Origin of the sequence: Paraburkholderia sp. BL9I2N2 (assembly GCF_004339745.1) — a bacterium.
GTDB lineage: Bacteria > Pseudomonadota > Gammaproteobacteria > Burkholderiales > Burkholderiaceae > Paraburkholderia.
Window position 1 is genome coordinate 197,467 of record NZ_SMGP01000001.1, and the last position, 26,472, is coordinate 223,938.

At 63.1% G+C, this 26,472-nt stretch carries 26 protein-coding genes and 1 tRNA gene; 13 read left to right on the forward strand and 14 right to left on the reverse strand.

Features of this window, described 5'->3' with window-relative positions; all coding sequences use genetic code 11:
* Positions 1 to 316 precede the first annotated feature (316 nt).
* Entirely contained in the window at positions 317 to 1,144 is an 828-nt protein-coding gene (locus B0G74_RS00905) for a ferritin-like domain-containing protein (protein ID WP_012434272.1), read from the forward strand.
* Positions 1,145 to 1,247: 103 nt separating this feature from the next.
* Entirely contained in the window at positions 1,248 to 1,772 is a 525-nt protein-coding gene (locus B0G74_RS00910; RefSeq protein ID WP_132373188.1) for a hypothetical protein, read from the forward strand.
* 46 nt (positions 1,773 to 1,818) lie between these two features.
* Here B0G74_RS00910 and B0G74_RS00915 read toward each other — a convergent pair whose 3' ends face one another.
* The 4 genes from B0G74_RS00915 to B0G74_RS00930 all read right to left on the reverse strand — a co-directional run bounded on the left by B0G74_RS00915 (position 1,819) and on the right by B0G74_RS00930 (position 6,389).
* The gene (locus B0G74_RS00915; protein WP_132373190.1) at positions 1,819 to 3,384 is read right to left on the reverse strand and encodes a DEAD/DEAH box helicase; all 1,566 of its coding nucleotides are present in this window, start codon (positions 3,382 to 3,384) and stop codon (positions 1,819 to 1,821) included.
* 212 nt (positions 3,385 to 3,596) lie between these two features.
* Entirely contained in the window at positions 3,597 to 4,217 is a 621-nt protein-coding gene (locus B0G74_RS00920; RefSeq protein ID WP_093635539.1) for a hemolysin III family protein, read from the reverse strand.
* Between the two features lie 120 nt (positions 4,218 to 4,337).
* Positions 4,338 to 5,636: a cytochrome c gene (locus B0G74_RS00925; protein WP_132373192.1), complete on the reverse strand. Its 1,299-nt coding sequence runs from the start codon at positions 5,634 to 5,636 to the stop codon at positions 4,338 to 4,340.
* A 21-nt stretch (positions 5,637 to 5,657) separates the two neighbouring features.
* Positions 5,658 to 6,389: a c-type cytochrome gene (locus tag B0G74_RS00930; protein ID WP_132376810.1), complete on the reverse strand. Its 732-nt coding sequence runs from the start codon at positions 6,387 to 6,389 to the stop codon at positions 5,658 to 5,660.
* 370 nt (positions 6,390 to 6,759) lie between these two features.
* On the opposite strand from B0G74_RS00930, the gene copC reads away from it, so the two are divergent.
* Positions 6,760 to 7,137, forward strand: coding sequence for a copper homeostasis periplasmic binding protein CopC (gene copC, locus B0G74_RS00935; RefSeq protein ID WP_132373194.1), 378 nt, complete (start codon positions 6,760 to 6,762; stop codon positions 7,135 to 7,137).
* Positions 7,134 to 8,063, forward strand: a complete 930-nt coding sequence (locus tag B0G74_RS00940) for a CopD family protein (RefSeq protein ID WP_132373196.1) — start codon at positions 7,134 to 7,136, stop codon at positions 8,061 to 8,063. The genes copC and B0G74_RS00940 overlap by 4 nt, the downstream gene beginning before the upstream one ends.
* 197 nt (positions 8,064 to 8,260) lie before the next feature.
* Here the strand turns inward: B0G74_RS00940 and B0G74_RS00945 are convergent, their stop codons facing one another.
* From B0G74_RS00945 to dgoD, 4 genes are all read right to left on the reverse strand, one after another.
* Complete coding sequence (locus tag B0G74_RS00945) at positions 8,261 to 8,491, reverse strand: YodC family protein (RefSeq protein WP_132373198.1); 231 nt, start codon at positions 8,489 to 8,491, stop codon at positions 8,261 to 8,263.
* 12 nt (positions 8,492 to 8,503) lie between these two features.
* Positions 8,504 to 8,806 (reverse strand): hypothetical protein, encoded by a 303-nt coding sequence (locus tag B0G74_RS00950; RefSeq protein WP_132373200.1) that lies wholly within the window; start codon positions 8,804 to 8,806, stop codon positions 8,504 to 8,506.
* 250 nt (positions 8,807 to 9,056) lie between these two features.
* Positions 9,057 to 10,289: an MFS transporter gene (locus B0G74_RS00955; RefSeq protein ID WP_243658241.1), complete on the reverse strand. Its 1,233-nt coding sequence runs from the start codon at positions 10,287 to 10,289 to the stop codon at positions 9,057 to 9,059.
* Between the two features lie 171 nt (positions 10,290 to 10,460).
* The gene (gene dgoD, locus B0G74_RS00960) at positions 10,461 to 11,609 is read right to left on the reverse strand and encodes a galactonate dehydratase (RefSeq protein WP_116139217.1); all 1,149 of its coding nucleotides are present in this window, start codon (positions 11,607 to 11,609) and stop codon (positions 10,461 to 10,463) included.
* 284 nt (positions 11,610 to 11,893) lie between these two features.
* Here dgoD and B0G74_RS00965 point away from each other — a divergent pair, with 284 nt between their 5' ends.
* Positions 11,894 to 12,571 (forward strand): FCD domain-containing protein, encoded by a 678-nt coding sequence (locus tag B0G74_RS00965; RefSeq protein ID WP_132373202.1) that lies wholly within the window; start codon positions 11,894 to 11,896, stop codon positions 12,569 to 12,571.
* A gap of 62 nt (positions 12,572 to 12,633) precedes the next feature.
* Here the strand turns inward: B0G74_RS00965 and B0G74_RS00970 are convergent, their stop codons facing one another.
* Positions 12,634 to 14,172, reverse strand: a complete 1,539-nt coding sequence (locus B0G74_RS00970) for a DHA2 family efflux MFS transporter permease subunit (RefSeq protein ID WP_132373204.1) — start codon at positions 14,170 to 14,172, stop codon at positions 12,634 to 12,636.
* 136 nt (positions 14,173 to 14,308) lie between these two features.
* On the opposite strand from B0G74_RS00970, the gene B0G74_RS00975 reads away from it, so the two are divergent.
* Positions 14,309 to 14,752 (forward strand): MarR family transcriptional regulator, encoded by a 444-nt coding sequence (locus B0G74_RS00975; RefSeq protein ID WP_132373206.1) that lies wholly within the window; start codon positions 14,309 to 14,311, stop codon positions 14,750 to 14,752.
* A 65-nt stretch (positions 14,753 to 14,817) separates the two neighbouring features.
* Here B0G74_RS00975 and B0G74_RS00980 read toward each other — a convergent pair whose 3' ends face one another.
* From B0G74_RS00980 to B0G74_RS01000, 5 genes are all read right to left on the reverse strand, one after another.
* The gene (locus B0G74_RS00980; protein ID WP_132373208.1) at positions 14,818 to 15,168 is read right to left on the reverse strand and encodes a hypothetical protein; all 351 of its coding nucleotides are present in this window, start codon (positions 15,166 to 15,168) and stop codon (positions 14,818 to 14,820) included.
* A 94-nt stretch (positions 15,169 to 15,262) separates the two neighbouring features.
* Positions 15,263 to 15,339, reverse strand: a tRNA-Met gene (locus tag B0G74_RS00985).
* 89 nt (positions 15,340 to 15,428) lie between these two features.
* Positions 15,429 to 17,087, reverse strand: a complete 1,659-nt coding sequence (locus B0G74_RS00990) for an MFS transporter (RefSeq protein WP_132373210.1) — start codon at positions 17,085 to 17,087, stop codon at positions 15,429 to 15,431.
* A gap of 216 nt (positions 17,088 to 17,303) precedes the next feature.
* Positions 17,304 to 18,851, reverse strand: a complete 1,548-nt coding sequence (locus B0G74_RS00995) for a sensor histidine kinase (RefSeq protein WP_132373212.1) — start codon at positions 18,849 to 18,851, stop codon at positions 17,304 to 17,306.
* Between the two features lie 9 nt (positions 18,852 to 18,860).
* The gene (locus tag B0G74_RS01000; RefSeq protein ID WP_132373214.1) at positions 18,861 to 19,637 is read right to left on the reverse strand and encodes a response regulator transcription factor; all 777 of its coding nucleotides are present in this window, start codon (positions 19,635 to 19,637) and stop codon (positions 18,861 to 18,863) included.
* Between the two features lie 245 nt (positions 19,638 to 19,882).
* Between B0G74_RS01000 and recA the strand changes: the two genes are divergently transcribed.
* From recA to B0G74_RS01035, 7 genes are all read left to right on the forward strand, one after another.
* On the forward strand, positions 19,883 to 20,959 hold the full coding sequence (gene recA / locus B0G74_RS01005; RefSeq protein WP_132373216.1) for a recombinase RecA: 1,077 nt from the start codon (positions 19,883 to 19,885) through the stop codon (positions 20,957 to 20,959).
* A gap of 7 nt (positions 20,960 to 20,966) precedes the next feature.
* Positions 20,967 to 21,674, forward strand: a complete 708-nt coding sequence (gene recX, locus B0G74_RS01010; RefSeq protein ID WP_132373218.1) for a recombination regulator RecX — start codon at positions 20,967 to 20,969, stop codon at positions 21,672 to 21,674.
* A gap of 148 nt (positions 21,675 to 21,822) precedes the next feature.
* Positions 21,823 to 22,563 carry a DUF2889 domain-containing protein gene (locus B0G74_RS01015; protein ID WP_132373220.1) on the forward strand — a complete coding sequence of 247 codons (741 nt, stop codon included), beginning with the start codon at positions 21,823 to 21,825 and terminating at the stop codon, positions 22,561 to 22,563.
* Positions 22,560 to 23,729: an ADP-forming succinate--CoA ligase subunit beta gene (sucC, locus tag B0G74_RS01020; protein ID WP_020069250.1), complete on the forward strand. Its 1,170-nt coding sequence runs from the start codon at positions 22,560 to 22,562 to the stop codon at positions 23,727 to 23,729. Before B0G74_RS01015 ends, sucC begins: the two co-directional genes overlap by 4 nt.
* A gap of 126 nt (positions 23,730 to 23,855) precedes the next feature.
* On the forward strand, positions 23,856 to 24,737 hold the full coding sequence (gene sucD / locus B0G74_RS01025; protein ID WP_085487621.1) for a succinate--CoA ligase subunit alpha: 882 nt from the start codon (positions 23,856 to 23,858) through the stop codon (positions 24,735 to 24,737).
* A gap of 145 nt (positions 24,738 to 24,882) precedes the next feature.
* The gene (locus B0G74_RS01030) at positions 24,883 to 25,587 is read left to right on the forward strand and encodes a TerC family protein (protein ID WP_132373222.1); all 705 of its coding nucleotides are present in this window, start codon (positions 24,883 to 24,885) and stop codon (positions 25,585 to 25,587) included.
* 144 nt (positions 25,588 to 25,731) lie between these two features.
* A complete protein-coding gene (locus tag B0G74_RS01035) occupies positions 25,732 to 26,355 on the forward strand; it encodes a pilin (RefSeq protein ID WP_132373224.1) in 624 nt (207 codons plus the stop codon).
* Positions 26,356 to 26,472 lie beyond the last annotated feature (117 nt).

Consider the following 26,472-nt stretch of genomic DNA (forward strand, 5'->3'; position numbering starts at 1 on the left):
CCGCCGTGCCCGCCAAACCTGCTTGACGAGGCATCGACAGACTCAAGCCAGCTCTTCGAGCTGGCTTTTTTTGTGCCTCGCGCACCGCGCCTTTGTCCGACCGAATGTTTGGACTATCCCGCAATTGGAACTGCGGCGGCTCGGCATGGTCTGTGCTGGGTTATCTGCAGAGTTGCGAAACACCGACTAAGATGCAAGATACAAGGGGTTAACTCTAATTCAAGGCGCTGTATCAGACACGGCGGACCGGCCCGGCCGAGAGCGGGCGGTTTCGAGCATGCTCCGCGAGTCGATACAGCTTTCGGAGCAAGACACGATGCACACAGAGCTGAACCATGTCATGCCCTGGCGGATCGAGGACATCGACCTCACCCGCATTGATCGGCAAAAGGCCGTCGCCAACGAAGATTTGCTGCTGCTGCTGTGCGCGTCTTCGTTTATCGAAAGCGGCTCCGATCTGTACACCAGCAATCTCAGCACGTTTTTCAACGGCGATCCTGAAGTCTCGGCCTGGCTCAACCAGGAGTGGGAGCCGGAAGAATTGCAGCATGGCCGCGCGCTCAAGACGTATATCGCTTACGTGTGGCCCGAATTCGACTGGGACACGGCCTTTCGTAATTTCATGGAAGAGTATTCGCTGACCTGTTCAGTGGAGGACTTCGAAAAGACCCGCGCGCTCGAGATGGTCGCGCGCTGCGTGGTCGAAACCGGCACGGCGACCTTGTATCGCGCGATCGGTGAATGCTCGGACGAGCCGGTCCTCAAGCAGATCACCGACAACATCCGCACCGACGAAGTGCGTCACTACAAACACTTTTTCAAGTACTTCAAGAAGTACAACAAGATCGAAGGCAACGGCCGGCTTGCGGTGCTGGGTGCGCTGATGCGCCGCGTCATGGAGATCAAGAACGAAGATTCGGAGATTGCCTTGCGCCACGTCTTCGCGACTCGTTATCCGGAGCGTGTGCACGACTCAACTTATAACCGCGAGCGCGCGGCGCGGATCAATGCGCTGGTGCGGCGCAATCTGTCGGCCGACATGTGTGTGAAGATGCTGCTCAAGCCGCTCGATCTGCCCGCGCGGATTCAGCCAGGCGTGCATTACCCGCTTGCCAAAATCACGCAGCACGTGTTCTTTCGCTGATCGCCTGGCGTAAATGCCTGGTGTTGCAAATGGCCCGCTCATGCGGGTCATTTGCTTTTCAAGGCATGATGCAGGCTGGCTCACTTCTCACCGGATCGACACCATGAGCGATTCCCCCGCAGCCGAACGTCCGCTCGAACAGAACGTGTTCGATGAATGGCCCGATGCCGTGCGCGCGTTGTTCGACGGTTCGTCGCTCGCCAGCAAGATGGGTTTCACCGCGTCGCTGCTGAGCGTCGATTCGAATGGCCATGTGCGCACGTCGCTGCTCGGCGTCGGCGAGTTGTATGCGCCTGATTCGCGCACGCTATGCATTGCGCTGTGGCCGCAAGCCAGGGCGACGCGCGCCATTGCGCAGAGCGGCCGCGCAGCGCTCACCTTTGTTTGCGACGAGGCGTTCTATCAGGTGCAGTTGCTCATGACGCCGCTAGCGAGCGTCGCTGGCGACGCCAGTGGGCTCATCTATCTGCATGGTTCGATCGACACGGCGGACGCGCAAAGCGTCCGTTATGCGCGCCTGACGAGCGGCATTACGTTCGAGCTGGAAGGGGAGGGAGAGGTGGTGCTCGACCGATGGGAACAGCAGATCGAGCACCTGAAGCAAGCCGCCGCCGGTGCCGGCCGGTAGTCCTCAAACGCAAGGACTACGGCGAACAAGCGGGCGGTTTCGACGCTTAGCGGCCGCGCTGGCCGCTGCGCGTGGGATGGCCGCCGCGCGGCGCGTCGTTGCGCGGCTTCGCGCCGCCCAGCAACGCACCCGGATTGCCGCCTTGCGGCTTCGCGCCCTGCGGCTTGCGCGGCGCGTGCTGCGCGGCGCTGCCTTCATGCGCGACGGCGCGCGGCCGGTCGTCGTGACGCTGACCGTCACGACGCGGCTGGCCGCCGTTGCCGGCCGGCTTCGCGCCTTGCGGCTTCGGCTGCTGTTGACCGTTTGTGGGGCGTTGACCCGAGCGCTGCGCCGGTTTCGCGGAACCCGCGCCGTCACGCCGACCGTCGTCACGTTTCGGTGCGCCTTGACCCTGACGCGGCGAACGACCGCCACCACCGCCGCCGCCACCCTGGCCGCGACGCAGAATCGGTTCCGGCTTTGCGGTCGGGTCCGGTTCGAAACCGGCGATCACTTCCTGCGGCACCGGACGCTTGATCAGCTTCTCGATGTCCTTCAGCAATTGCAGTTCGTCGACGCACACCAGCGAGATCGCTTCGCCCGTCGCGCCCGCGCGGCCCGTGCGGCCGATGCGGTGCACGTAGTCTTCCGGCACGTTCGGCAGATCGTAGTTGACCACGTGCGGCAGCTGATCGATATCGATGCCACGCGCGGCGATGTCGGTCGCGACCAGCACTTGCAGCGTGCCGTCCTTGAATTCGGCGAGCGCGCGCGTACGGGCCGACTGGCTCTTGTTGCCGTGAATCGCCAGGGAGTTGATGCCGTCCTTGGTCAGTTGTTCGGCAAGACGGTTGGCGCCGTGCTTGGTGCGCGTGAACACCAGCACCTGGAACCAGTTGTGTTGCTTGATCAGATGCGTGAGCAGTTCGCGCTTCTTGTCGCGATCCACCGGGTGAATCTTCTGCGCGACCGTTTCCGCCGTCGTATTGCGGCGCGCGACTTCGATCAGCGCCGGCGAGTCGAGCAGATTGTCGGCGAGCGTCTTGATCTCGTCGGAGAAGGTGGCCGAGAACAGCAGGTTCTGCCGCTTCGGCGGCAGCTTCGCCAGCACGCGCTTGATGTCGTGGATGAAGCCCATGTCGAGCATGCGATCGGCTTCGTCGAGCACGAGAATCTCGAGATGCGACAGGTCGATGGTCTTCTGCTGCATGTGGTCGAGCAAACGTCCCGGCGTCGCGACGACAATATCCACGCCGCTGCGCAGTGCGCCGATCTGCGGATTGATGCCGACGCCACCGAACATCACGGTCGACTTCAGCTTCAGATACTTGCCGTAGGCGCGCACGCTTTCTTCGACCTGCGCGGCCAATTCACGCGTGGGCGTGAGGATCAGCGCGCGCACCGCGCGCTTGCCCGAGCCGGTTGCAACGGCGGGCATGGAGTTCAGACGTTGCAGGATCGGCAACGTGAAGCCGGCGGTCTTGCCGGTGCCGGTTTGCGCGCCGGCCAGCAGGTCGCCGCCGTTGAGCACGGCGGGAATCGCTTGCGTCTGGATCGGAGTCGGAGTGGTGTAGCCGAGTTCGTGTACAGCGCGGACCAACGGTTCGGACAAGCCGAGGGAATCAAAAGACATAAAAGATCTTTGCAATGCAGTTTCGCGAACGGCACACATGGACCCGGCAGGCATAAATGCCGCATGAACACACCCGCTTGGCGTGTTCGAGGCCGAAGCCCAGTTCCGTTCGCAGAGAAATCGGCGGCACGCGGGAAACGCGTGCCGAATGCTTCAACGCGCTATGCAGACACGTTGACTGGCCTTAAGTTGCATTTCGCCGCCGTGGGGTGTCACGCGACGTAGCGCGCGACACTGACGAATTGACACAGACTGCCCGCCAGTACGAACAGGTGCCAGATACCATGTCCGTGCCGGATGCGCTCGTCGTTGATGAAGAAGTAGATGCCGGCGCTGTAGATGACTCCGCCGGCCACGAGCCAGGCGGTACCCGCTGCCGGTAAGGCTTGTACCAGCGGGCGGACGGCAACGAGCGCGAGCCATCCCATCAAGACATACAGCACCATCGAAACGCTGCGGGTGCGTCGCCCCAGCGTCAATTCCTGCACGATGCCGAGAGCGGCAAGCCCCCAGCTTACGCCGAATAGCGACCAGCCCCACGGTCCGCGCAATGTGACGAGCGTGAACGGGGTGTAGCTGCCGGCGATCAGCAGGTAGATCGCCGAATGGTCGCATTTCTGCAGAACTGCTTTCACGCGCGGATTGCGCACGCTGTGGTAAAGCGTCGAGATAGCATACAGCACGAACAGCATCGCACCGTACACGCTGAAGCTGACCACCTTGTACGCGTCGCCGTCGAGCGCGCCCATCGTCACGAGCGTTGCAAGACCCGCCACCGACAGCACGGCGCCGACGAGGTGGGTAATGCTGTTGAAACGCTCCCCGACATGCACGATTCTTCTCTCCTGCGCGATTTCATAAGGCTTAATCATGCCCCATGATACCGGTCCTGAAAAAGCGAAGGGCGCGGCCGCGAATTTCGCAGGCCGCGCCCCGGATGCTACGAACGCTGCTTAGTCGAGCGGCGCCGAACGCAGATCGGACACTTGCTGCGGTGACACGGCCGTACCGTGGTTGCCCCACGACATACGGATGTACGTCACAACCGCCGCGACTTCCTGATTCGACAGCGCTTGCGCGAACGGCGGCATGCCATACGGATGCGGGTTGCCATCCGTGCTCGGCGGGTAGCCGCCGTTCAGCACCATACGGATCGGGTTGACCGCCGACGGCATCTGAATCGACTGGTTGTTCGCGAGCGGCGGGAAGGACGGCGGCATGCCGAGGCCATTTTCCGCGTGACACTTCGCACAGTTGTCAGCGTAGATCTTCTGACCTTGCTTCAACAGTTCGCCGCCGAACTTTTCCGACGTTTCGAGCTGCAGCGGTTCAGGCGCTTCGCTCTTCTGCGGAATCGTCTTCAGGTACGTGGCCATCGCGTTGATGTCCGCGTCCGACATGTACTGCAGGCTGTTGTGGACCACTTCAGCCATCGGACCGAACACCGCGCCGCGGTTCGACACGCCGGTCTTCAGCAGATCGGCGATGTCTTTGGTTTCCCAGTCGCCGAGGCCGGCTTCCTTGTTCGACGTGAGCGACGGTGCGTACCAGTTCTGCAGCGGGATCAGGCCGCCGGCAAACGCCGCCGAGCTCACCGGGCCGCCCATGGCGTTGATCGACGTGTGGCACATGCCGCAGTGGCCGAGGCCTTCGATCAGGTACGCGCCGCGGTTCCATTCGACCGACTTGGTCGGATCCGGCTTGTACTCGCCTTCACGGAAGAACAGCGTGCGCCAGCCGATCAGCATGTTGCGCTGATTGAACGGGAATTTCAGTTCATGCGGACGGCTCGCCACGTTGACCGGCGTGACCGAACGCAGGTACGCGTAGATCGCGTCCGAGTCGGCGCGCGTGACCTTCGTGTAGCTGGTGAACGGGAAGCCCGGATACAGCAGGCTGCCGTCTTTCGAACGGCCGGTGTGCATGGCGCGGTAGAAGTCGTCCTGCGTCCACTTGCCGATACCGTACTGGTCGTCAGGCGTGATGTTCGGCGTGAACATCGTGCCGAACGGCGTGGCCATGGGCAGACCGCCGGCGAACTGCTTGCCGCCGCGCACCGTGTGGCAGGCGATACAGTCGCCGGCGCGGGCGAGATACTCGCCCTTCTTGATCAGCGCGGCCTGGTCGGCGGGCGTTGCCGCCATGGCCGTGCCGTTATGCAGATGGTCGCCGCCCGACCACAGGACGGGAACGAGTGCGGCGGCCGCAACGACGACGACTGCCGAGAGGGCGAACAAAGACTTGCGTTTCATTTGAGTGTCTCTCCCGGTGCCTTATTGCGGTTCGCTGCCGCAGGCAAGCGGAGTCTTCATCGAGCGGGCCGGAGCCGGCACGGGGTTTTGCGGAGCCTGTTGCGTGGAAAGCCATGAAGCGACGGCGTTCACGTCATCGTCGGTCAGGCGCGTGGCGATGGTGTGCATGCAATCAGGCGCGATGGCATGGCGCGAGCCTGAGCGCCATGCGCCGAGCTGGGCGCTGATGTAGTCGGAGTGCAGACCGACCAGACCCGGGATAGCGGGTTCCATACCGGTCAAACCCTTGCCGTGGCAAGCCGCGCAAGCCGGAATCTGCTTGGAGGCGTCGCCGTTCAGCACGATCTGCTGGCCGCGCGCGAGCGTGCTCGACGACACCGTCGGCTTGGCCGGCGGCGGATACGGAGGACGCTGTTGCGAGAAGTACGTGGCGATCTGATGAAGGTAGTCGTCCGAGAGGTACGTGACGAGGTAGTTCATGGGCGGATATTTACGGCGCCCTTCGCGGAAATTCTGCAGCTGGTTGTACAGATAGTCGGCCGGCTTGCCCGCCAGGCGCGGGAAGTAGTCGTTGTCGGTACCTTGGCCATGCGAGCCGTGGCAGGCCGTGCAGCCTTGCACGCGCGCTTCCATCGTATCGGGGGCCTTCGGTTGAGTCTGCGCTTTCGCAGCGCTATAAACGCCCGCGGAGCCGATCAGCAGAAGGGCGAGCAACGGGCGGAAAATGCGTCTTGAAGACACGCGTAACTCCATCAAAATCGGGGACCTGACCGAACTTCGAGCGGCTCGGTGTGAAGGGCAGCCGGCGCTGCGGCGACGCAGCATTCTATCATCGAAGGGTGATGGTGACTATTTGGCTCATTAGAGAAGGTTCCGGCTGTCACAGCCATGCGACAGTTTGACGCGCACGACAGCTTCGAGCGACTCGCCTGTTATCCCAAATTCGTCTGCGCGATCAACGGCGCAAGCCTCGGGCCCGGCCGATCTATCCATAAACCAGGTTGAACCGACGCCCGCGCGAACCATCGAAGCGTACACTTCCGGGCGCGCCGGGCTTTGTCCGGCCTCGATGTGCCCGGGTCCGACGCCCACCGTTTTCCTGATCATCCGCTATCGGCCCTACATGAAGCTACTTAATTTTTCCCGCCCGGCGTTACGAGCCTCGATGCTCGGCGCCGCGGCGCTGCTTGCGACGTCCACGGCATTCGCCCATGCGCATCTGACCTCGAGCGAGCCGGCGGCCAACGCCGAAGTCAGCGCGCCCACCGAAGTGACGATCCATTTCACCGAGCCGCTCGAGCCGGCTTTCAGCAGGATCGCGCTTGCCGACACGAGCGGCAAGGCGGCCGCGCCGGCCGAGTCGCAGGTCGATAAGGATGACGCCAAGGTCATGCATCTGCCGCTGCCGTCGTTGAATGCCGGCCGCTATGCGGTGCACTGGATCGCGGTAGCCACGGACGGCCACCGTACCCAAGGCGACTTTGCGTTTATCGTCAAATGAGCATCGACGGACTCTGGATCGGGCAGGTCGCCATGGCCGCGCTCATGAACGTCGCGTTTGCGTTTGCCGTCGGTTCGGCGTTGCTCGGCGCGTGGCTCGCGAAGGACGCCCAGCAGAAGATCTCGCCCGCGCGTCCCGCGTGGTTGCGCGCGCAACGCTCGATGCTGACGGCCACCGTCGTGCTGGTACTCGCGGATCTCGGCTGGCTGCTGTATCAGGCGGCGTCGATGAGCGGTGTCGCGTTGCCAGCCGCCATCGGCGTAGTGCCGACCGTGCTGACGCAAACCCATGTCGGTTACGGCTGGAGCCTTGCGTTTGCCGGCGCGCTGGTGCTGCTCGGCACGGCGATGGCCAGTCGTACGGGCATGCTGCGTAACGCGCTGCTGTGGCTCGCGGTGATCGCGATCGCCGCGGGCAAGGCATCGCTGGGTCACGCAGCCGATGCCGGGCCGGCCTCGGCCGCGATCGCCATGCAAACGCTGCATGTGCTCGTCACCAGCGTGTGGGGCGGTCTGGCGATGGCGGCGGGGCTCGCGGTCCTGCCGGCGCTCGGCACTTCGACCGCGCGCGGCATGTTGATCCGCACGGCGACTCAGGTGTCGAACGTGTCGGTGGTGGCGGTTGCGCTCGTGCTGCTCTCCGGCATCTTCAACGCGATACGGGGTTCGGGCGGCTCGTTCGAGGCGATCGAACTCAGCACGTGGGGTCATGTGCTGACGCTCAAGCTTGCGCTGGTCGCGCTCGCGCTCGTGCTCGGCGGACTCAACCGCTTTTTGGCGCTGCCGCGCCTGCGCCGCACGGCCTCGACGATGGATGCTCACACCTTCGTCAACGTGCTGTATCTCGAAGCGCTGGCGATGATCGGCGTGTTCGTCGCGGCGGCCGCGTTGTCGCATAGCGTACCGGCGTTCGCGGCGCTCGGTTGATGCCGTGGCGCGAGGTCATGCGCAACGCGAGCAGCATGATCGACGGCGACTGAACCGCAACCGCGTCCGCATGGGTTCAGCTCTGCAACGTGCCGCAACCGCCACGTCAACCACATAAAAAAGCGCCGCACAGCAAAAGCGTGCGGCGCAATACACACGGTCGCCTGGCGGTGGCCAGCAATCCGTTACTACTCTTTTCAGGCGGCGAGTGCGTGGCTCGCCCGCTCTAGTGTCTCGTCCGGAAACATCTCCTGCTGCAACTCGCCGGCTTCGCTGAACCACTGGCAGATCAGCCAGTTGCCCGGCGCGAATAGCACCGGCCCGCTCCAGGCGACGGTCATCGGGCGGCCGCCTGACTCGAGTTTCAGGACGTCGCCTGCGCGAAACGCGGGTTGCGCCCGCCTCATGAGCCGCTCGGCCAGCCGCATGTGAGCCTCCGCTTATTCGAGGCCGAGCCGGTGTCCGAGGATCGGCGCGCAAAAGAGCGCGGTGGCGCAGCCCGCAGCTTTGCCTTCGAGTTCGGCGCCCGCGGCGCGCGCGCCATACATATGCGTGAGGAGATCGAACAGTTGCGGCAGGCAGTACACCACCGCGGCGCCGATGAGGCATTTCTCGACGACCGAGATGCGCCAGCCGCGTTCGAATGCGAGCGCCGCGCCGAGGATGCGCAGCACGCCGAACACCACCAACGCACCAACGGCGGCTTGTTCGCGGAGCAGATAGTCTGGAAGGAATTCGCCCATATTTTCCCCGATGCATTTGTCGTTTGAATGCATTTCAGCAAGGAGCGGGCCATGAGTCTGTCTGATGCCGAACAAACGGCTTGAAAGCCTTTCTGGAGGAGGCTTTGCGAGGAATGCCACGAAGCAGGGAAGAGCCCGGAAAACGCTTGGTTCAGTCCACTTGGTCCGGGATGTTGCGTTACTGCGACGGCCCGCGCGCCACGTCACCGTAGCGCGCGGGCCGCGCCGCGAAGCGCGGGATAAGGCCGCTTTAACGAATCCGTTCGATCTTGCCCACGAGGAACAGATACGACAGTGCGCCGACCACGCCGACGCAGCTCATGAACACCAGCGCGGGGCGGAAGTCGTTGTTCCTGACGATCAAGCCGATCACCACCGGTACGCAGATCGACGACAGATTGCCCATCAGGTTGAACATGCCGCCGGTGAGGCCGAGCAGTTCCTTCTTCGCCATCGACGACACCAGCACCCATGTGATCGACGAAAAACCGCTGCCGAAGAACGCGATCGCCATGAAGAGGATCACCATCGCGGGCGACTCGACATAGTTTGCGCCGACGATCGCCGTGGACAGCAGCAGGCCTGTCACGATCGGCACCTTGCGAGCGAGCGTGGCCGACACGCCGCGCCGGATCATCCAGTCCGACAACAGGCCCGAACCCAGAATGCCCACGAAGGCAGCGAGAAACGGCACGGCCGCCATGAAGCCGGCCTTCAGAAAGTCCATGTGCCGGTACTTGACGAGGTAGGTGGGAAACCAGGTGAGGAAGAACCACAGCGTCGAGGTCACCGCGATCTGCCCGATGTAGACGCCCCACAGCTTGCGATTGCCGAGCACCGCGCGCCAGTCGGCGGCGCTGTAGCGCGCGCGGGGACGACGTGTGTCGCCGAGTTCGACGAGTCCGCCGCCTGCACGGATCGTTTCGAGTTCGGCTTCGTTGACGTCCTTAGCCTCGGACGGTTCACGGTACAGCGCGTACCAAACCAGCCCCCACGCTACGCCGATCGCGCCGGTCAGAAAGAACACGCCTTGCCAACCGAAATGCTGTTGCGTGAGAACCAGCGCCGGCGTCAGAAACGCGAGCCCGACATACTGGCCGGACGTATAGCTGGCAATCGCGCGAGCCCGTTCGCTATCCGGAAACCAGGTCGTGACGATACGGTTCAGCGTGGGATAGGCGGGCGCCTCCAGCGCCCCGAGCAGCACGCGCAGCGAAAGCAGCATCGCGAACGCGCTGGCGAAGCCTTGCAGAATGGTCGCCAGCGACCACAGTCCGATGATCAGCGCGAGCAGAAGCCGCGGCCGCGTGCGATCGACCAGCATGCCGCCGGGAATTTGCAGCAGTGCGTATGACCAGCCGAACGCGGAAAACACCAACCCCATCTGGGTCGAATCGAGTTGCAGGTCCTGCGCGATCGCGGTGGCGGCGATCGACAGATTGCTGCGGTCCAGATACGTGATGACGACGGTGATGAACAGCATCGCAAGGAGGCGGTGGCGCTTGGCCGTCGCTTGCGTCTGGATGTGGGTTGTCTCCACTGAGGTTGTCCTCTTGTTGGTTTTTCTGCCGGCGCCACGGGCCGCGGAACACGCAAACATGAACGTCGACGCAAAAACAAAAACGCCGCCCATGGGCGGCGTTCCTTCACGCAATTACCATTCGGCGACGCTGCCGTCCTCGTGACGCCACACCGGATTGCGCCAGCGATGGCCGACCTTCGCCATCTCCCGCACCTTCTCTTCGTTGACCTCGATGCCGAGGCCCGGACCTTGCGGAATCGACACGAAGCCGTCTTCGTATTTGAAGACTTCCGGATTCCTGATGTAGTCGAGCAGGTCGTTGCCCTGGTTGTAGTGGATGCCGAGGCTCTGTTCCTGGATGAACGCGTTGTAGCTCACCGCGTCGATCTGCAGGCAGGTGGCCAGCGCGATCGGGCCGAGCGGGCAATGCAGCGCGAGCGCGACGTCGTAGGCTTCCGCCATCGACGCGATCTTGCGGCACTCGGTAATGCCGCCCGCGTGCGACGCATCCGGCTGAATGATGTCGACGTAACCACCCGACAGAATGTGCTTGAAGTCCCAGCGCGAATACAGACGCTCGCCCAGCGCGATCGGCGTGTTGGTCTGGTTGACGATGTCGCGCAGCGCTTCGGCGTTCTCCGACAGCACTGGCTCTTCGATGAAGAGCAGCTTGTACGGGTCGAGTTCTTTCGCCAGCACCTTGGCCATCGGCTTGTGCACGCGGCCGTGGAAGTCCACGCCAATGCCGATGTTCGGTCCGACCGCCTCGCGCACGGCCGCGACGTTGTTGATAACGCCTTGCACTTTGTCGAAGGTGTCGATGATCTGCAGTTCTTCCGAGCCGTTCATCTTCACGGCCTTGAAGCCGCGCTCGACCACGGCGCGCGCGTTGTTGGCAACATCGCTCGGACGGTCGCCGCCGATCCACGAATACACCTTGATCTTGTCGCGCACCTGGCCGCCGAGCAGCGCATGAACCGGCACGCCATGATGCTTGCCCTTGATGTCCCACAGCGCCTGGTCGACACCGGCGATCGCGCTCATGGTGATCGGGCCGCCGCGATAGAAGCCCGACCGATACATCACTTGCCAATGGTCTTCGATGAGAAGCGGGTCTTTGCCGATCAGATAGTCGGACAGCTCCTCCACCGCGGCCGCCACCGTGTGCGCACGGCCTTCGACCACCGGCTCGCCCCAGCCGACGATGCCTTCGTCGGTTTCGATTTTCAGGAAGCACCAGCGCGGCGGAACGATGAAGGTTTCGAGCTTGGTGATTTTCATGGTGTACGTCTCCTTTGTCGGCCGGAGTTAGCGCTTTAGCGCTTACTCCGGCCCCATGCAAAGCATCGGCCTTGGGCGTCTGCGAAATATTCCGGGGATTCACATGCTACAACAAAGCGCGTTTAAGTACTATTAATAGTACTATTGGCCATATAGTGGCAAGACCGGCGTCTCGGCATGGCGTTGTCGAAGCAGTGATCTGAAGGTTGAGATACCGGATAATCGCGCTCGTTCCGGCCTCGGTTCCAATATCGATAGCGCCGCGAGGCCGCTAGGAGAAAGCTATTCAGCACGATCTGCATGGGCGTGTCGCCCATCTGCTGGCGACCGCGATTCTGCGCGGCGACTATGCGCCCGATTCCATCCTGCCGCGCGAAGCGGAGTTGATGGAGACGTTCGGCGTGAGCCGCACGGTGTTGCGCGAGGCGTTGCGTACGCTGACTTCGAAAGGCTTGATCGAATCGCGTCCGCGCGTGGGCACGCGCGTGCGTCCGAAACGCGCGTGGAATCTGCTCGATGTCGACGTGCTCGACTGGTACTCGCGGGTCGCCGAGCCAATGACGTTCGCGCTCAAACTGCAGGAAATGCGCGAGATGATCGAGCCGTACGCCGCGAGTCTGGCGGCCGCCTCGCACACGGACGAGACTTTCTACGCACTCGCCGCGGCCCATGCGGCGATGGTGGCGGCGCGCAATGTCGACGAATGGGTGCGTGCCGATCTGCAGTTTCATTTGAGCGTGCTGACCGCGTGCAGCAATGAATTGCTGATTCCGCTCGGCACGCTGATCGAGCGCACGCTCGAAGCGCAACTGCGTCTGAACGCGAAACGCGCGGACGTGTTCAATGCGTCGCTGGCCGAGCACACGGCGGTGTTCGAAGCGATTCGCGATCGCGACGCGGCTGCGGCGCATGCGGCGATGGCGGGGCTGTTGGGTGTGACGCGCGGGCGGATCGAGGCTTAGGCGTGGGCGTCGCGGCGGCGCTCGGCGACGATCCGGTTCAGCGCCGCGTCAGCCGTCGCGCTTCAATCCATCGCGGCGTGCGCCACCGACGCATCCGCCGCCTTGTGTGCAGGGCGGATCAACAGCAGTAGCGGAATAACCAGCAGCGTCGCCATGAACATCAGCTTGAAGTCGTTCAGATAGGCGATCATCGACGCCTGCTGGGTGATCGACACGTTCAATGCGGCCATGTCGTAGTTCGATCCGCTATTGAGCATTGGCTGGATAGCGGGATTGAAGGGCGTGATATTCGCCGCGAGGTCCGCATGCGAGACCTGCGTGTTGCGCGTCATCAGCGTTTGCACGATCGAAATGCCGATACTGCTGCCGATATTGCGCATCAGGCTGTACGTCGCGGTGCCGTCCGCGCGCAGTTCCGGCGTGAGCGTCGAGAAGGTCAGCGCGCTGAGCGGCACGAACACGAGACCGAGTCCGAAGCCCTGAATCACCCCAGGCCAGACGATGTCCGATGCCGACAGCACGATCGTGTAATGCATCATCTGCCACAGCGCGAACGCCGAGATCAGGAAGCCCGCGAGCAGCAGGAGCCGCGCGTCGATCCGCCTCAGCAGGCGCCCGGCGATCAGCATCGCGACCATCGTGCCCGCGCCGCTCGGCGCGGTGACGAGGCCGGTGGTCGCGACCGGATAATTCATCAGGTTCTGCAGCATAGGCGGAAGCAACGCGCGCGTCGCATACATCACCGCGCCGATCACGAAGATGAAAAACGTCCCCGTGGCGAAGTTCGGGTCCTTCAGCAACTCGTATTTGAAGAACGATTTCTTGCCGACGGTGGCCGTGTGCACGAGGAAAAACGCGAAGCTGATGGCCGCAAGCAGCGCCTCGATGACGATTTCGTTCGAGCCGAACCAGTCGAGTTGCTCGCCGCGATCGAGCATGGCCTGCAATGCGCCGATGGCGAGACCAAGCGTGGCGAAGCCGAACGCGTCGAACTTCGCGTCGTGTTTCGGCTCGCGCGAAGGCAGGAAGGTCGCCACGCCGAACAGCGCGAACGCGCCGATTGGCACGTTGATGAAAAACACCCAGCGCCAGTTGTAGCTGTCGGTGAGCCAGCCGCCGAGCGTCGGCCCGAGAATCGGCCCGACCATCACGCCCATGCCCCATACCGCCATGGCCTGGCCCTGCTTCTCGCGCGGGTTGATGTCGAGCAGGATGGATTGCGACAGCGGCACCAACGACGCGCCGAAAATCCCTTGCAGCAAACGCGACGCGACGATTTGCGTGAGCGTCTCCGACAAACCGCACAGCGCCGACGACACCGTGAAGCCACCGATCGCGAAGATCAGCAGGCGCTTGACGCTCAGCCGGTCGGACAGCCAACCGGTGAGTGGCGTGGCGATCGCGGCGGCGACGATGTACGAGGTCAGCACCCACGTAATCTCATCCTGCGACGCGGACAGCGTGCCCTGCATATGCGGCAGGGCCACGTTGGCGATCGTGCTGTCGAGCGTCTGGATCAACGTCGCCAGCATGATCGAGATGGTGATCATCGGGCGGTTGAGCGGCGCGGCGGCGCTGGCCGCCGGGTTGTCGGAAGACATGAATGAGCGGGGTCGTCGATATAGTAAGCATGCTTAGTATATCGGTTGCGCGCGCGTCTGCCATCGGGAATTATGCGGAGCGTGAATTGCGCCCGTTTCAACCCTGAAAAACGAAAGCCTTTCGTATAATCCGCGCATGAAAACCCAACTCGATGAGCGCTTCGGCTTTCTGATTTCCGACGTCGGCCGCCTGACGGGCAAGCGTTTCGACGACCTCGCGAAGTCTTCAGTCGATCTGACGCGCGCGCAGTGCCGCGTGCTGGCCTACCTCGCGCATTACGGCGACACCAATCAGGCGCGCCTCGCGGACCTGCTCGAAGTCGCGCCGATTTCGGCGGGTCGTCTGCTCGACCGGATGGAAGAGGGCGGCTGGATCGAGCGGACTGCCAATCCGCAGGACCGTCGCGAGCGCCAGGTGCACATGACGCCGAAGGCCGAGCGCACGCTCGGCAAGGCGCGCAAAGTCGGCGACGAAGTCGCGCTCGAAGCGCTGAACGGCTTCACCGAAGAGGAAGCGAAGCAGTTGATCGCGTTGTTGCAACGCGTACGGGGCAATCTGAGCCGGCTGGTGGATCGGTGATAGCCGGCGCGCGATCGGGTTAAGTGGGGGGCGTTGACGGCGCGCTTCCGCACGCCGCGTGGCGACTACTTCGACTCGGGCGTCCCTGACGCTCCCGACGGCGGCACCAACTCGAAACATGCAGGCGGCGCGACGGATGTTCTCGTTTTCGCGTCGGGCTGCTGCGGGTCGATACATTTGAAGGCGCTCTGATCGCGCTGGACGAAAATCGTGTCGGCCGGGCCCGCGCTGCCATGGGCGCCATTCACGACGGCGACGATTTTGTAGCCGTCCTGCAAGAGCGTGGACAGCGTGGTCGCGCTCGCGCGCCACTGGCTGTCGGGCGGTGTCTGAGCCTGAGCGGCGAGTGCGGCGGTGCCGCTGAGAAACGCGATGGAAGCGGTGGCCACGGCAAGCGTGGCGGTGCGGAACGTCATCAAGAAACCTCCTTGAAGTTGCTGTAGTTGCAGTTCGGAAAGCCAAAACAAAAAAGCCGCTGAACCTTGCGGATCAGCGGCTTTTTCTTGCAACTGGTGGCGAATCAGGGACTCGAACCCCGGACCTGCGGATTATGATTCCGTCGCTCTAACCAACTGAGCTAATTCGCCGAAAGAAGCGAGATTATGCGGATGGCGCCGGAGGCTGTCAACCCCCGGCGCACAACTTTTTCAAGAAGCTGTTCCGGTCATCAGACGTTTCAGTCTTTCGCGTAGATGTCCGAGTCTTTGGTTTCCCGGACGAACAGCATGCCGATCACGAAGGTAATGAGCGCGATCACGATCGGATACCACAGTCCCGAAAAGATATTGCCCTTCGCCGCCACGATCGCGAAAGCGGTGGCCGGCAGGAACCCGCCGAACCAGCCATTGCCGATGTGATACGGCAGCGACATCGAGGTGTAGCGGATGCGCGTCGGGAACATCTCCACCAGCATCGCCGCGATCGGTCCGTAGACCATCGTCACGTAGATCATCATGATCGTCAGGATCACCACGGTCATTGGCCAGTTGATCTGCGAGGGATCGGCCTTCGGCGAATAGCCCGCGGTCTTCAGCGTCGTCGCGAGGGTCTTGTCGAACGCTTTGCCTTGATCCTTGGCGTCGGCGGCCTTGCCGTCATACGTGTTGATCACCGTATCGCCGACCTTGATCTCCGCCAGCGTGCCCGCCGGCGCGGCGACGTTCTCGTAGTTCAAGCCGGCCTTCGAGAGTGCGCTCTTGGCGATGTCGCAGGAACTCGTGAACTTCGAGGTGCCGACCGGGTTGAACTGGAACGAGCACTCGTCCGGGTTCGCGATCACGACGATCGGCGCCTTCGCGGTCGCGGTTTCCAGCGCCGGGTTGGTGTAGTGCGCCAGCGCCTTGAACAGCGGGAAGTACGTGCACGCGGCGATCAGCAGGCCGGCCATGATGATCGGCTTGCGGCCGATACGATCCGACAGCGAGCCGAAGAACAGGAAGAACGGCGTGCCGATCAGGAGCGCGATCGCGATCATGATATTGGCGCTGCTGCCGTCCACCTTCAGCGTCTGCGTCAGGAAGAACAGCGTGTAGAACTGGCCCGTGTACCAGACCACGGCCTGGCCGGCGGTGAGGCCGATCAGCGCGAGGATCACGATCTTCAGGTTCTTCCACTGGCCGAAGGCTTCGGTCAGCGGCGCCTTGGAGGTCTTGCCTTCGGCCTTGATGCGCTCGAACACCGGCGATTCATGCAGTTGCAGACGAATCCACACCGACACGCCCAGCAGGATGATCGAGGCGATGAACGGAATGCGCCAGCCCCAGGCGCCGAACGCGTCCTCACCCATTGCCGTGCGCACGCCGAGAATCACCAGCAGCGACAGGAACAGGCCGAGCGTGGCGGTCGTCTGGATCCAGGCCGTGTAGAAGCCGCGGCGTCCGGGCGGCGCATGTTCGGCCACGTAGGTAGCGGCGCCGCCGTACTCGCCGCCGAGCGCGAGGCCTTGCAGCATCCGCATCGCGATGAAGATCACCGGCGAAGCAAAGCCGATCGCCGCGTAGCCCGGCAGAAAGCCGACGAGGAACGTCGACAGGCCCATGATCACGATCGTCACGAGGAACGTGTACTTGCGCCCGACCATATCGCCGAGGCGCCCGAACACGATCGCGCCGAACGGCCGGACCGCGAAGCCGGCCGCGAAGCTGAGCAGCGTGAAGATGAACGCGGCTGTCGGATTGACGCCGGAGAAGAAGCTCTTACTGATGAAGGCCGCCAGCGAGCCGGCCAGATAGAAGTCGTACCACTCGAAAACCGTACCCAGCGACGATGCGAAGATCACCCGCTTCTCTTCGCGCGTCATCGGCACGTGCGAGATTTGCCCGCCAACGGTAGCCATATGTCGTCTCCAATATTGATATGCACGCGGTTCGCCGGTAACGGCGTTCCCGTGGAACCGATTATTGGAGTGGAAACTTACGGCCTACTGACGTGGCGGGGTGAAATTGCAGCTTTGCGTGTGTTGTGGGTTTTTGTCCAACAGCGGCGATCTGGCCTCAAGACCGGCTAATTTGCTCTCAAGTTATCTCAATATCGAAATGGCAAGTTTGCGTGTTCAAGTTGCGTTAGGGTAAGTCCCGGCCCGTTCGTGCACATGCAAGCTGACGCGTACGAGCGTGCCGGCAAGCCGCGGCGAGGTTTGGTAGACGTTGTCGCCGATCGTCAGCTCGCCGCCGTGCATGGTCGCGATCTCGCGGACGATCGCGAGTCCGAGGCCGCTGCCGTCGCCTTCACGGCCGAGAATCCGGTAGAAGCGCTCGATCACCCGCGAACGCTCGGCGACCGGAATGCCAAGCCCGGTATCCTCGACTTCCAGATACACGAGCCGCGCCGGCGCATCATGCCTGACCCTGACGGTGATGCGCCCGCCCGGCGGCGTATAGCGGATGGCGTTGTCGATCAGATTCGACAGCATTTCGCGCAACATGACCGGATTGCCGTCCACTTCGACGGGCTCCTCGGGCGCTTCGTAGCCCAGATCCATCTGCTTGGCGAGCGCGGCCTGAACCCAGTCGCGCACGGCGTGGCGCGCGACTTCGGTCACCTCGACCGGCGTGAAAATCTGCCCCGACATGCGGTTCTCCGCGCGCGCCAGCGCCAGCAGTTGCGTGACGAGCCGCGCGGCCTGCTCCGAGCTGGTGGCGATCTGCTCCAGCGAGCGATGCACTTCCGCGGAGGCGTCCTGACGCAGCGCCAGTTCGGCCTGGGTGCGCAGGCCGGCCAGCGGCGTTTTCATCTGATGCGCGGCATCGGCGATAAAACGCTTTTGCAGCTCCATGTTCTGTTCGAGGCGCGTCAGCAGATCGTTGAACGAGGTGACGAGCGGCTCGATTTCCGGCGGCGCGCGGCGTGCCTCGAGCGGCGACAGGTCGTCCGGGCGGCGCGCGCGGATATGCGCCTGCAGCGCGTGCAGCGGCGCGAGGCCGCGCGAGAGCCCGAACCACACCAGCAGGATCGCGAGCGGCAGGATCACGAACTGCGGCAGGATCACGCCTTTGATGATGTCGTTGGCGAGCTGGCTGCGCTTGTCGAGCGTTTCGGCGACCTGCACCAGCACAGGCTGCGCGCCGGGCGTCTGCGGAAACTCGACGGTCGTATAGGCGACGCGGATATCGTTGCCGCGCAGCACGTCGTCACGAAATTCGACGAGCCCCGGCTGCGGCCGGTCTTCCTCATGCGGCAGCGGCATGTCGCGCTCGCCGCCCACCAGTTCGCCGCGCGTGCCGAGTACCTGATAGAACACGCTGTCCACATTGTCCGCGCGCAGAAAGTCGCGCGTGGAGTCGGGCAGCGTCAGTTCCGCCACGCCATTGACCGGATGAATCTGGCGCGCGAGCACGTACGCGTCGGTTTCCAGCGCGCGGTCGAACGGGCCGTTTGCAATCGACTTGGCGACCAGATACGTGACAGCGAGGCTCATCGGCCAAAGCAGCAGCAGCGGCGCCAGCATCCAGTCGAGGATCTCGCCGAATAGCGAACGCGGGCGCGCCTCGGCGGCGGCTTCGGTTTCGTCGGGCGGGGCGAACGGATTGGCGTAGCGCTCGTCGCGCGCCTCGTCGAGGTCCGCCGCGTGCGCCGTAGCGCGGTCTGCGCGCGCGGACATGGGCGACCTCTATTTGTAGTGATGGCTCGCCGGCATCGCGCCGGACGGCGGCGAGGCGGGCGGCTCGGGCTCGGCGGGCGGGGGCGTCGTCGTGGCGTTCGCGCTCGTGCTCGCCGGCGACGCCGCTTTCTCGAGGCAGTAGCCAAGACCGCGCACGGTGATGATGCGCACGCCGCTCGGTTCGATTTTCTTGCGCAGGCGGTGCACGTAGACCTCGATTGCGTTGTTGCTGACTTCCTCGCCCCATTCGCACAGGTGATCGACGAGCTGTTCCTTCGAGACCAGCCGGCCGATCCGTTGCAGCAGCACTTCGAGCAAACCCAGTTCGCGCGCCGACAGATCGATCACCTGCTCATTGACATAGGCGATCCGGCCGACCTGGTCGAACGACAGCGAGCCGTGGCGCACCACCGTCGGGCCGCCGCCCGCGCCGCGCCGCGTCAGGGCGCGCACGCGTGCTTCGAGTTCGTTCAGCGCGAAGGGCTTGGCCATGTAATCGTCGGCGCCGAGATCGAGACCCTTGACACGTTCGTCGACGCTGTCCGCGGCGGTCAGGATCAGCACCGGCAGGTTGGAATTGCGCGCGCGCAGGCGGCGCAGCACCTCGAGGCCGGACATGCGCGGCAGGCCCAGATCGAGAATCAGCAGGTCGAACGTTTGCATCGACAGCGCAGTGTCGGCCTCGACGCCGGTCTTCACGTGATCGACGGCATAGGCCGATTGGCGGAGTGATCGAACCAGACCGTCCGCGAGTATGCTGTCGTCTTCGGCAATCAGAATTCGCATGGTGCGCAAGCCTGGCCTTGCCGGCACCGCGGGGTGTCCCCCGGCGCACAGCGGTCTCCGAAAATTATTGTGGGTAGTTGGGCAGCGCGACAGTAAAAATGCGCGTTCGCATGAGAATCGTGCTTGCCAAAACTACTGTTTTTTTATACAGTGTCTGGGTTTCGTGTGCTGTCCTTCACGAGTAGGTTGAAACTCGGGGCTGCACATCCGCCTCAGACGCCGTTCATCATAGCAAAGGACGATTCATGGAAGAAAGCAAGAAAGGCTCGGCTGGACTGACTGCTGAAAAGAGCAAGGCACTCGCTGCTGCACTCGCGCAGATCGAAAAGCAGTTCGGCAAAGGGTCGGTCATGCGGCTCGGCGCAGGTGAGGCGGTCGAAGATATCCAGGTGGTCTCAACCGGATCGCTCGGCCTCGACATCGCGTTGGGCGTCGGCGGTTTGCCGCGTGGCCGGGTGGTCGAAATTTATGGCCCGGAGTCGTCCGGTAAAACCACGCTGACGTTGCAGGTCGTCGCCGAAATGCAGAAGCTCGGTGGCACGGCGGCGTTTATCGACGCGGAACACGCGCTGGACATCCAGTACGCGGGCAAGCTCGGCGTGAACGTGAACGACCTGCTGGTTTCGCAGCCGGACACCGGCGAACAGGCGCTCGAAATCGCCGACGCGCTGGTGCGTTCGGGCTCGATCGACATGATCGTGATCGACTCGGTCGCGGCACTCGTGCCGAAGGCTGAAATCGAAGGCGAAATGGGCGACTCGCTGCCGGGTCTGCAAGCGCGTCTCATGTCGCAGGCGCTGCGCAAGCTCACCGGCACGATCAAGCGCACGAACTGCCTCGTGATCTTCATCAACCAGATCCGTATGAAGATCGGCGTGATGTTCGGCAACCCGGAAACCACCACGGGCGGTAACGCGCTGAAGTTCTACGCGTCGGTGCGTCTGGACATTCGCCGTATCGGTTCGATCAAGAAGAACGACGAAGTGATCGGCAACGAAACGCGCGTGAAGGTGGTGAAGAACAAGGTTGCTCCACCCTTCCGCGAAGCGATTTTCGACATCCTGTACGGCGAAGGTATTTCGCGTCAGGGCGAAGTCATCGACCTGGGCGTGCAGGCCAAGATCGTCGACAAGGCCGGCGCGTGGTACAGCTACAGCGGCGAACGTATCGGTCAGGGCAAGGACAATGCGCGTGAATTCCTGCGCGAAAATCCGGATATCGCCCGCGAGATCGAAAACCGTATCCGTGAATCGCTGGGCGTGAATGCCATGGCTGAAGCCGTGACCGGCGCAGGCGCTGAAGTCGCGGACGAAGAAGAGTAACCATCACGTGATACGCAAGGGCCGGCCGTTGTCCGATTCCGGACGCCACGCGGACGGCCCGCGTGATGAAGACGACGAGTCGTTCGATCCATTCGAATCGTTCGACGCACATGACCGCGCTGCGGGCCGCAATCCGCAGCGCGCGCAGTTTGAATCCTCCCCGCCCGTAGGCTCGGATCCCTCCGAAACCACCTACACTCGCTCGCGTCGCGTCCCAGGCGAAGCGAAACCCGGGCAAGACGAAGCCAAAAAATCCCAACGTCCGGCACGGTCGCTAAAAGGCCGCGCGCTCGGCTATCTGTCCCGCCGTGAATACAGCCGCACCGAACTGGCGCGCAAGCTGAAGCCGTTCGTCGAGGAAACCGACTCGCTCGACACCTTGCTCGACGCACTCGAAGCCGAAAACTGGCTGTCCGATTCGCGTTTCGCCGAAAGTCTGATTCATCGGCGCTCGTCGCGATTGGGCGCGAGCCGGATCGTCGGCGAATTGAAGCAGCATTCGGTCGACCAGACGCTCGTCGAAGAAGCCAGCGCGCAATTGCGCGAAACGGAACTGGCTCGTGCGCTCGCCGTCTGGCAGAAGAAATTCGGCCGGCTTCCCGAAACGCCCACCGAACGGGCGAAGCAGACGCGCTTTCTGGCCTCGCGCGGATTTTCGGGCGCCACGATCGGCAAAATCCTCAAGGGAATCGACGAAGACTGGGCGGGCGAGTAAGCGCGGCGGCTTTATTGGCGCGCAAGCCCTTTAAGACAGCGACTTCCGCGCTCAGCCGCCTGCGGCGCGGCCGTGCGCAATCGGACCTGTCCCAAATACCCAGTATGCTAAAATTCGTGGGTTTTCCAATCCGGCCTTTCCTTCCCGCATGCCGCTCTCCCCGCCAGTGTCCCGTCAGTTGCGCCATCGTCGCGCAATCAGAGCGGAAGCCTATGAGCGAGCCGATGGCCTGTGGGATGTGGAAGCGTGCTTGACCGACGAAAAACCGCGCGATGTGGTGCTTGCGTCGGGCGTCCGGCCCAATGGTCAGCCGATCCATGAACTCTGGCTTCGCATCACCATCGATCGCAAGCTCAATGTCGTCGACGCCGAGGCGTCGTCCGACTGGGTGCCCTATCCTGGTTTGTGCCAAGTCAGCAATCCCGCCTACCGTGCCCTCATCGGGCTCAATCTCCGCCAAAACTTCCGTCGTGAGTCTGCCCGTTTGCTGGGCGGCACGGCGGGTTGCACGCATCTCACCGAGCTGTGCGCGATCCTGCCGACCGCCGCGATTCAGGCATTCGCCGGCGAAGTGTGGAACACCGGTGACGGCGCGTCGGGCGCGAACGCAGGTTCAGGAGACGGATCGTCTAACAGCACAGGCGAGCATTCCAACGATAAACCGCCATTCCAGCTGGGACGCTGCCACGCGCTGCGTTTCGACGGCGAGGCGGTGCAGCAGTTTTATCCGCGCTGGTATGGCCGCGCTCCGTATACAGCGGATCGCGCGGCATCGTCAGGCGACGGGGCAGTCCGCCAGACAGGCGAGGGCGGCAACGCGTCCGGCATGAACGACGGCAGCGGAAACGAAGTTCAATCCAACTCTCAGACTGAAGGGAATCACGCATGAAGATTCACGAGTACCAGGGTAAGGAAATCCTGCGGAAATTCGGCGTCGCGGTACCGCGCGGCAAGCCGGTCTTCTCGGTGGATGATGCGGTCAAGGCCGCGGAAGAGCTCGGCGGCCCGGTATGGGTCGTGAAGGCTCAGATCCACGCGGGTGGCCGTGGCAAGGGCGGCGGCGTGAAGGTTGCCAAGTCGCTGGAACAGGTTCGTGAATACTCGAACCAGATCCTCGGCATGCAGCTCGTCACGCACCAGACCGGCCCGGAAGGCCAGAAGGTGAATCGTCTGCTGATCGAAGAAGGCGCTGACATCAAGAAGGAACTGTATGTCGGCCTCGTGATCGATCGCGTGTCGCAGAAGATCGTCGTGATGGCATCGAGCGAAGGCGGCATGGACGTCGAAGAAGTCGCGGAAAAGACGCCCGAGCTGATCCACAAGGTTGCAGTCGACCCGTCGACCGGCCTGAAGGACGCCGAAGCTGACGACCTCGCGAAGAAAATCGGCGTGCCCGACGCATCGATCCCGCAAGCGCGCGCGATCCTGCAAGGCCTGTACAAGGCGTTCTGGGAAACCGACGCTTCGCTGGCCGAAATCAACCCGCTGATCCTGACCGGCGACGGCAAGGTTATCGCACTGGACGCCAAGTTCAACTTCGATTCGAACGCACTGTTCCGTCACCCGGAAATCGTCGCGTATCGCGATCTGGACGAAGAAGATCCGGCTGAAGTCGAAGCCTCGAAGTTCGACCTCGCGTACATCTCGCTCGACGGCAACATCGGCTGCCTCGTGAACGGCGCTGGCCTCGCAATGGCAACGATGGACACCATCAAGCTGTTCGGCGGCGAACCGGCGAACTTCCTGGACGTGGGCGGTGGCGCCACGACCGAGAAGGTCACGGAAGCGTTCAAGATCATGCTGAAGAACCCGAACCTGACCGCGATTCTGGTCAACATTTTCGGCGGCATCATGCGCTGCGACGTGATCGCGGAAGGCGTGATCGCGGCGTCGAAGGCCGTCTCGCTGAAGGTGCCGCTCGTGGTCCGCATGAAGGGCACGAACGAAGACCTCGGCAAGAAGATGCTCGCTGAATCCGGCCTGCCGATCATCGCGGCGGACAGCATGGAAGAAGCGGCTCAGAAGGTCGTCGCGGCTGCTTCGGGCAAGGCGTAAGCCGAGTCCGCGGGGCTTTTGCCAGAATTAACCAGGATTACGAATGGCGGCGCGTGAGCGACGCGGGCGGAGAACATCCCGCCGCGCGGCGCAACAGCGCGACGCCAAACGAACAGAGGTCAATACATGTCGATTCTGATTAACAAAGACACCAAGGTCATCACGCAGGGCATCACCGGCAAGACCGGTCAGTTCCACACGCGTGCTTGCCGTGAATATGCAAACGGCCGTGAAGCGTACGTTGCAGGCGTGAACCCGAAGCGGGCCGGCGAAGATTTCGAAGGCATTCCTATCTACGCTAGCGTCGCTGAAGCCAAGGCTGAAACGGGCGCGACCGTGTCGGTGATTTACGTTCCGCCGGCAGGCGCTGCTGCTGCGATCTGGGAAGCGGTCGAAGCCGATCTGGACCTGGCGATCTGTATCACGGAAGGCATTCCTGTCCGTGACATGATCGAGCTCAAGGCTCGTATGCGTGCCGAAAACCGCAAGACGCTGCTGCTCGGACCGAACTGCCCGGGCACGATCACGCCGGACGAACTGAAGATCGGCATCATGCCGGGTCACATCCACCGCAAGGGCCGCATCGGCGTCGTGTCGCGTTCGGGCACGCTGACGTACGAAGCAGTCGGCCAATTGACGGCGATCGGCCTCGGCCAGTCGTCGGCAGTCGGTATCGGCGGCGACCCGATCAACGGTCTGAAGCACATCGACGTGATGAAGATGTTCAACGACGATCCGGAAACGGACGCCGTCATCATGATCGGCGAGATCGGTGGTCCGGACGAAGCGAACGCTGCTGAGTGGATCAAGGGCAACATGAAGAAGCCGGTGGTCGGCTTCATCGCTGGCGTCACGGCGCCTCCGGGCAAGCGCATGGGCCACGCCGGCGCGCTGATCTCGGGCGGTGCTGACACCGCTGAAGCGAAGCTGGAAATCATGGACGCTTGTGGCATCAAGGTCACGAAGAACCCGTCGGAAATGGCGCGTCTTCTGAAGGCAATGCTGTAAATCGAAATTCGCGCGCTGTCACGGCGCGTTTTTTGATACGCTTACGAAGCCCTTTCGTGAGCGTGCGGTTCAAAAAGCGGGGGAGTGTAGACTCCTCCGCTTTTTTTATTGGCCGCGCGTCGGATTTCTTCTTATTCTTTCAATCATGCTCGAGTTCTTCGCCACGCTCCATTGGGGCGCCGTCATTCAGATTATCGTCATCGACATTCTGCTGGGTGGCGACAATGCCGTCGTGATCGCGCTGGCCTGCCGCAATTTGCCGCCGTCCCAACGCACGAAGGGCGTGCTGTGGGGGACGGTGGGCGCCATCGTCCTGCGCGTGGCGTTGATTGCGTTCGCGGTCGCCCTGCTCGATGTGCCGTTGCTGAAATTCGCGGGCGGCCTGCTGCTGCTGTGGATCGGCGTGCGTCTGATGGCGCCGGCGCACGACCCGCATGAGAACATCAAGCCGGCCGACAAGCTGATGTCGGCGATCAAGACCATCATCGTCGCGGACGCGGTGATGAGCCTCGACAACGTGATCGCGATCGCGGGCGCGGCGGAGGCCGCCGATCCCGAGCACCGTCTCGCGCTGGTGATTTTCGGCCTCTTGGTGAGCATTCCGCTGATCGTCTGGGGCAGCCAGTTGGTTCTCAAGCTGCTCGACCGCTTTCCGATCGTCATTACGCTCGGCGCCGCGTTGCTGGGCTGGATCGCGGGGGGCCTGATCATCAACGACCCGGCCGGCGACCGTTGGCCGATCCTCGATTCGCCGTGGGCCGAATACGGCATGAGCATCGCGGGCGCGTTGTTCGTGGTGGTACTCGGTTACCTGCTCAAGCGCCGCAACGCCCATCGCGCGGCGGCTTGAGACAGGAGCCGCCGCCGGCTTGAATCGAACCGCGCTGCAGCGTTGGCCGTTCGGCTGACTGTCTGACGCGAATGCCGCTGGCTACGATTGAAACGCCTGTTCCCGATCCGTGGGGCAGGCGTTTTTCGTTTCAGGAGCCTGCCGATGATCGTCACTTTGCCTTATTCCCCTTACTCCCAGTCCTCACTGTCCACGCGCTCAGAATTGTGCCGAGCGGGCTGGTCCGCGCGGCTTGCGCGCGCCTGCCGACGCCTTGGCTTCGGTTTCACGCTGATTGAGCTGATGATCGTGCTGGCGATCGTCGGCGTGATCGCCGCGTATGCGATTCCCGCGTATCAGGACTATCTGGCTCGCAGCCGCGTCGGCGAAGGGCTGTCGCTGGCGGCGTCCGCGCGGCTGGCCGTGTCCGAAAACGCCGCGAGCGGCAACGCGTTCAGCGGTGGTTATGCGTCGCCGCCCGCCACCCGCAACGTCGAGTCCATTCGGGTCGACGACGACACCGGCCAGATCACTGTCGCCTTCTCGACGCGCGTCGCGCCCGCGGGCTCGAACACGCTCACGCTCGTGCCATCGGTGCCTGACAACGTGGATGGGCCGACTGCGCGCATCGCGTTGAGCAAGGGCGGGGTGCAGGCCGGCGCGCTTACGTGGGAATGTTTCGCGGGCGGCAAGGCGGCGTCCTCGCTGCCGGCGCCAGGCGCCGGGCCGGCACCCGCCGACGCGCCCACTTTGCCGTCGAATCTCGCCCCACCGGAGTGCCGTTCATGAACGACTGCGACATGAGCGCGATGACCGCGAGAGCGGGGCGGCGTCGCAGCCGTCCACACGTAAAAGGCTGATTTTCGGGATATTTCAGCCCGGCCGGCGCACAGCGGGAGAATTTTT

Bases quoted from the DNA above. Each gene is read 5' to 3' on its own strand.
- dgoD (WP_116139217.1), bottom strand. From the start codon at position 11,609: ATGAAAATCACCAAGCTCGAAACCTTCATCGTTCCGCCGCGCTGGTGC.
- recA (WP_132373216.1), top strand. From the start codon at position 19,883: ATGGAAGAAAGCAAGAAAGGCTCGGCTGGACTGACTGCTGAAAAGAGC.
- B0G74_RS00970 (WP_132373204.1), bottom strand. From the start codon at position 14,172: ATGTCTTCCGACAACCCGGCGGCCAGCGCCGCCGCGCCGCTCAACCGC.
- B0G74_RS00930 (WP_132376810.1), bottom strand. From the start codon at position 6,389: ATGGAGTTACGCGTGTCTTCAAGACGCATTTTCCGCCCGTTGCTCGCC.
- B0G74_RS01015 (WP_132373220.1), top strand. From the start codon at position 21,823: ATGCCGCTCTCCCCGCCAGTGTCCCGTCAGTTGCGCCATCGTCGCGCA.
- B0G74_RS00995 (WP_132373212.1), bottom strand. From the start codon at position 18,851: ATGTCCGCGCGCGCAGACCGCGCTACGGCGCACGCGGCGGACCTCGAC.
- B0G74_RS01000 (WP_132373214.1), bottom strand. From the start codon at position 19,637: ATGCGAATTCTGATTGCCGAAGACGACAGCATACTCGCGGACGGTCTG.
- B0G74_RS01030 (WP_132373222.1), top strand. From the start codon at position 24,883: ATGCTCGAGTTCTTCGCCACGCTCCATTGGGGCGCCGTCATTCAGATT.
- B0G74_RS00980 (WP_132373208.1), bottom strand. From the start codon at position 15,168: ATGACGTTCCGCACCGCCACGCTTGCCGTGGCCACCGCTTCCATCGCG.
- B0G74_RS00905 (WP_012434272.1), top strand. From the start codon at position 317: ATGCACACAGAGCTGAACCATGTCATGCCCTGGCGGATCGAGGACATC.
- B0G74_RS00955 (WP_243658241.1), bottom strand. From the start codon at position 10,289: ATGCTGTTCATCACCGTCGTCATCACGTATCTGGACCGCAGCAATCTG.
- B0G74_RS00940 (WP_132373196.1), top strand. From the start codon at position 7,134: ATGAGCATCGACGGACTCTGGATCGGGCAGGTCGCCATGGCCGCGCTC.
- B0G74_RS00915 (WP_132373190.1), bottom strand. From the start codon at position 3,384: ATGTCTTTTGATTCCCTCGGCTTGTCCGAACCGTTGGTCCGCGCTGTA.
- B0G74_RS00925 (WP_132373192.1), bottom strand. From the start codon at position 5,636: ATGAAACGCAAGTCTTTGTTCGCCCTCTCGGCAGTCGTCGTCGTTGCG.
- B0G74_RS01035 (WP_132373224.1), top strand. From the start codon at position 25,732: ATGATCGTCACTTTGCCTTATTCCCCTTACTCCCAGTCCTCACTGTCC.
- B0G74_RS00945 (WP_132373198.1), bottom strand. From the start codon at position 8,491: ATGCGGCTGGCCGAGCGGCTCATGAGGCGGGCGCAACCCGCGTTTCGC.
- B0G74_RS00910 (WP_132373188.1), top strand. From the start codon at position 1,248: ATGAGCGATTCCCCCGCAGCCGAACGTCCGCTCGAACAGAACGTGTTC.
- copC (WP_132373194.1), top strand. From the start codon at position 6,760: ATGAAGCTACTTAATTTTTCCCGCCCGGCGTTACGAGCCTCGATGCTC.
- B0G74_RS00950 (WP_132373200.1), bottom strand. From the start codon at position 8,806: ATGGGCGAATTCCTTCCAGACTATCTGCTCCGCGAACAAGCCGCCGTT.
- B0G74_RS00990 (WP_132373210.1), bottom strand. From the start codon at position 17,087: ATGGCTACCGTTGGCGGGCAAATCTCGCACGTGCCGATGACGCGCGAA.
- B0G74_RS00975 (WP_132373206.1), top strand. From the start codon at position 14,309: ATGAAAACCCAACTCGATGAGCGCTTCGGCTTTCTGATTTCCGACGTC.
- sucD (WP_085487621.1), top strand. From the start codon at position 23,856: ATGTCGATTCTGATTAACAAAGACACCAAGGTCATCACGCAGGGCATC.
- sucC (WP_020069250.1), top strand. From the start codon at position 22,560: ATGAAGATTCACGAGTACCAGGGTAAGGAAATCCTGCGGAAATTCGGC.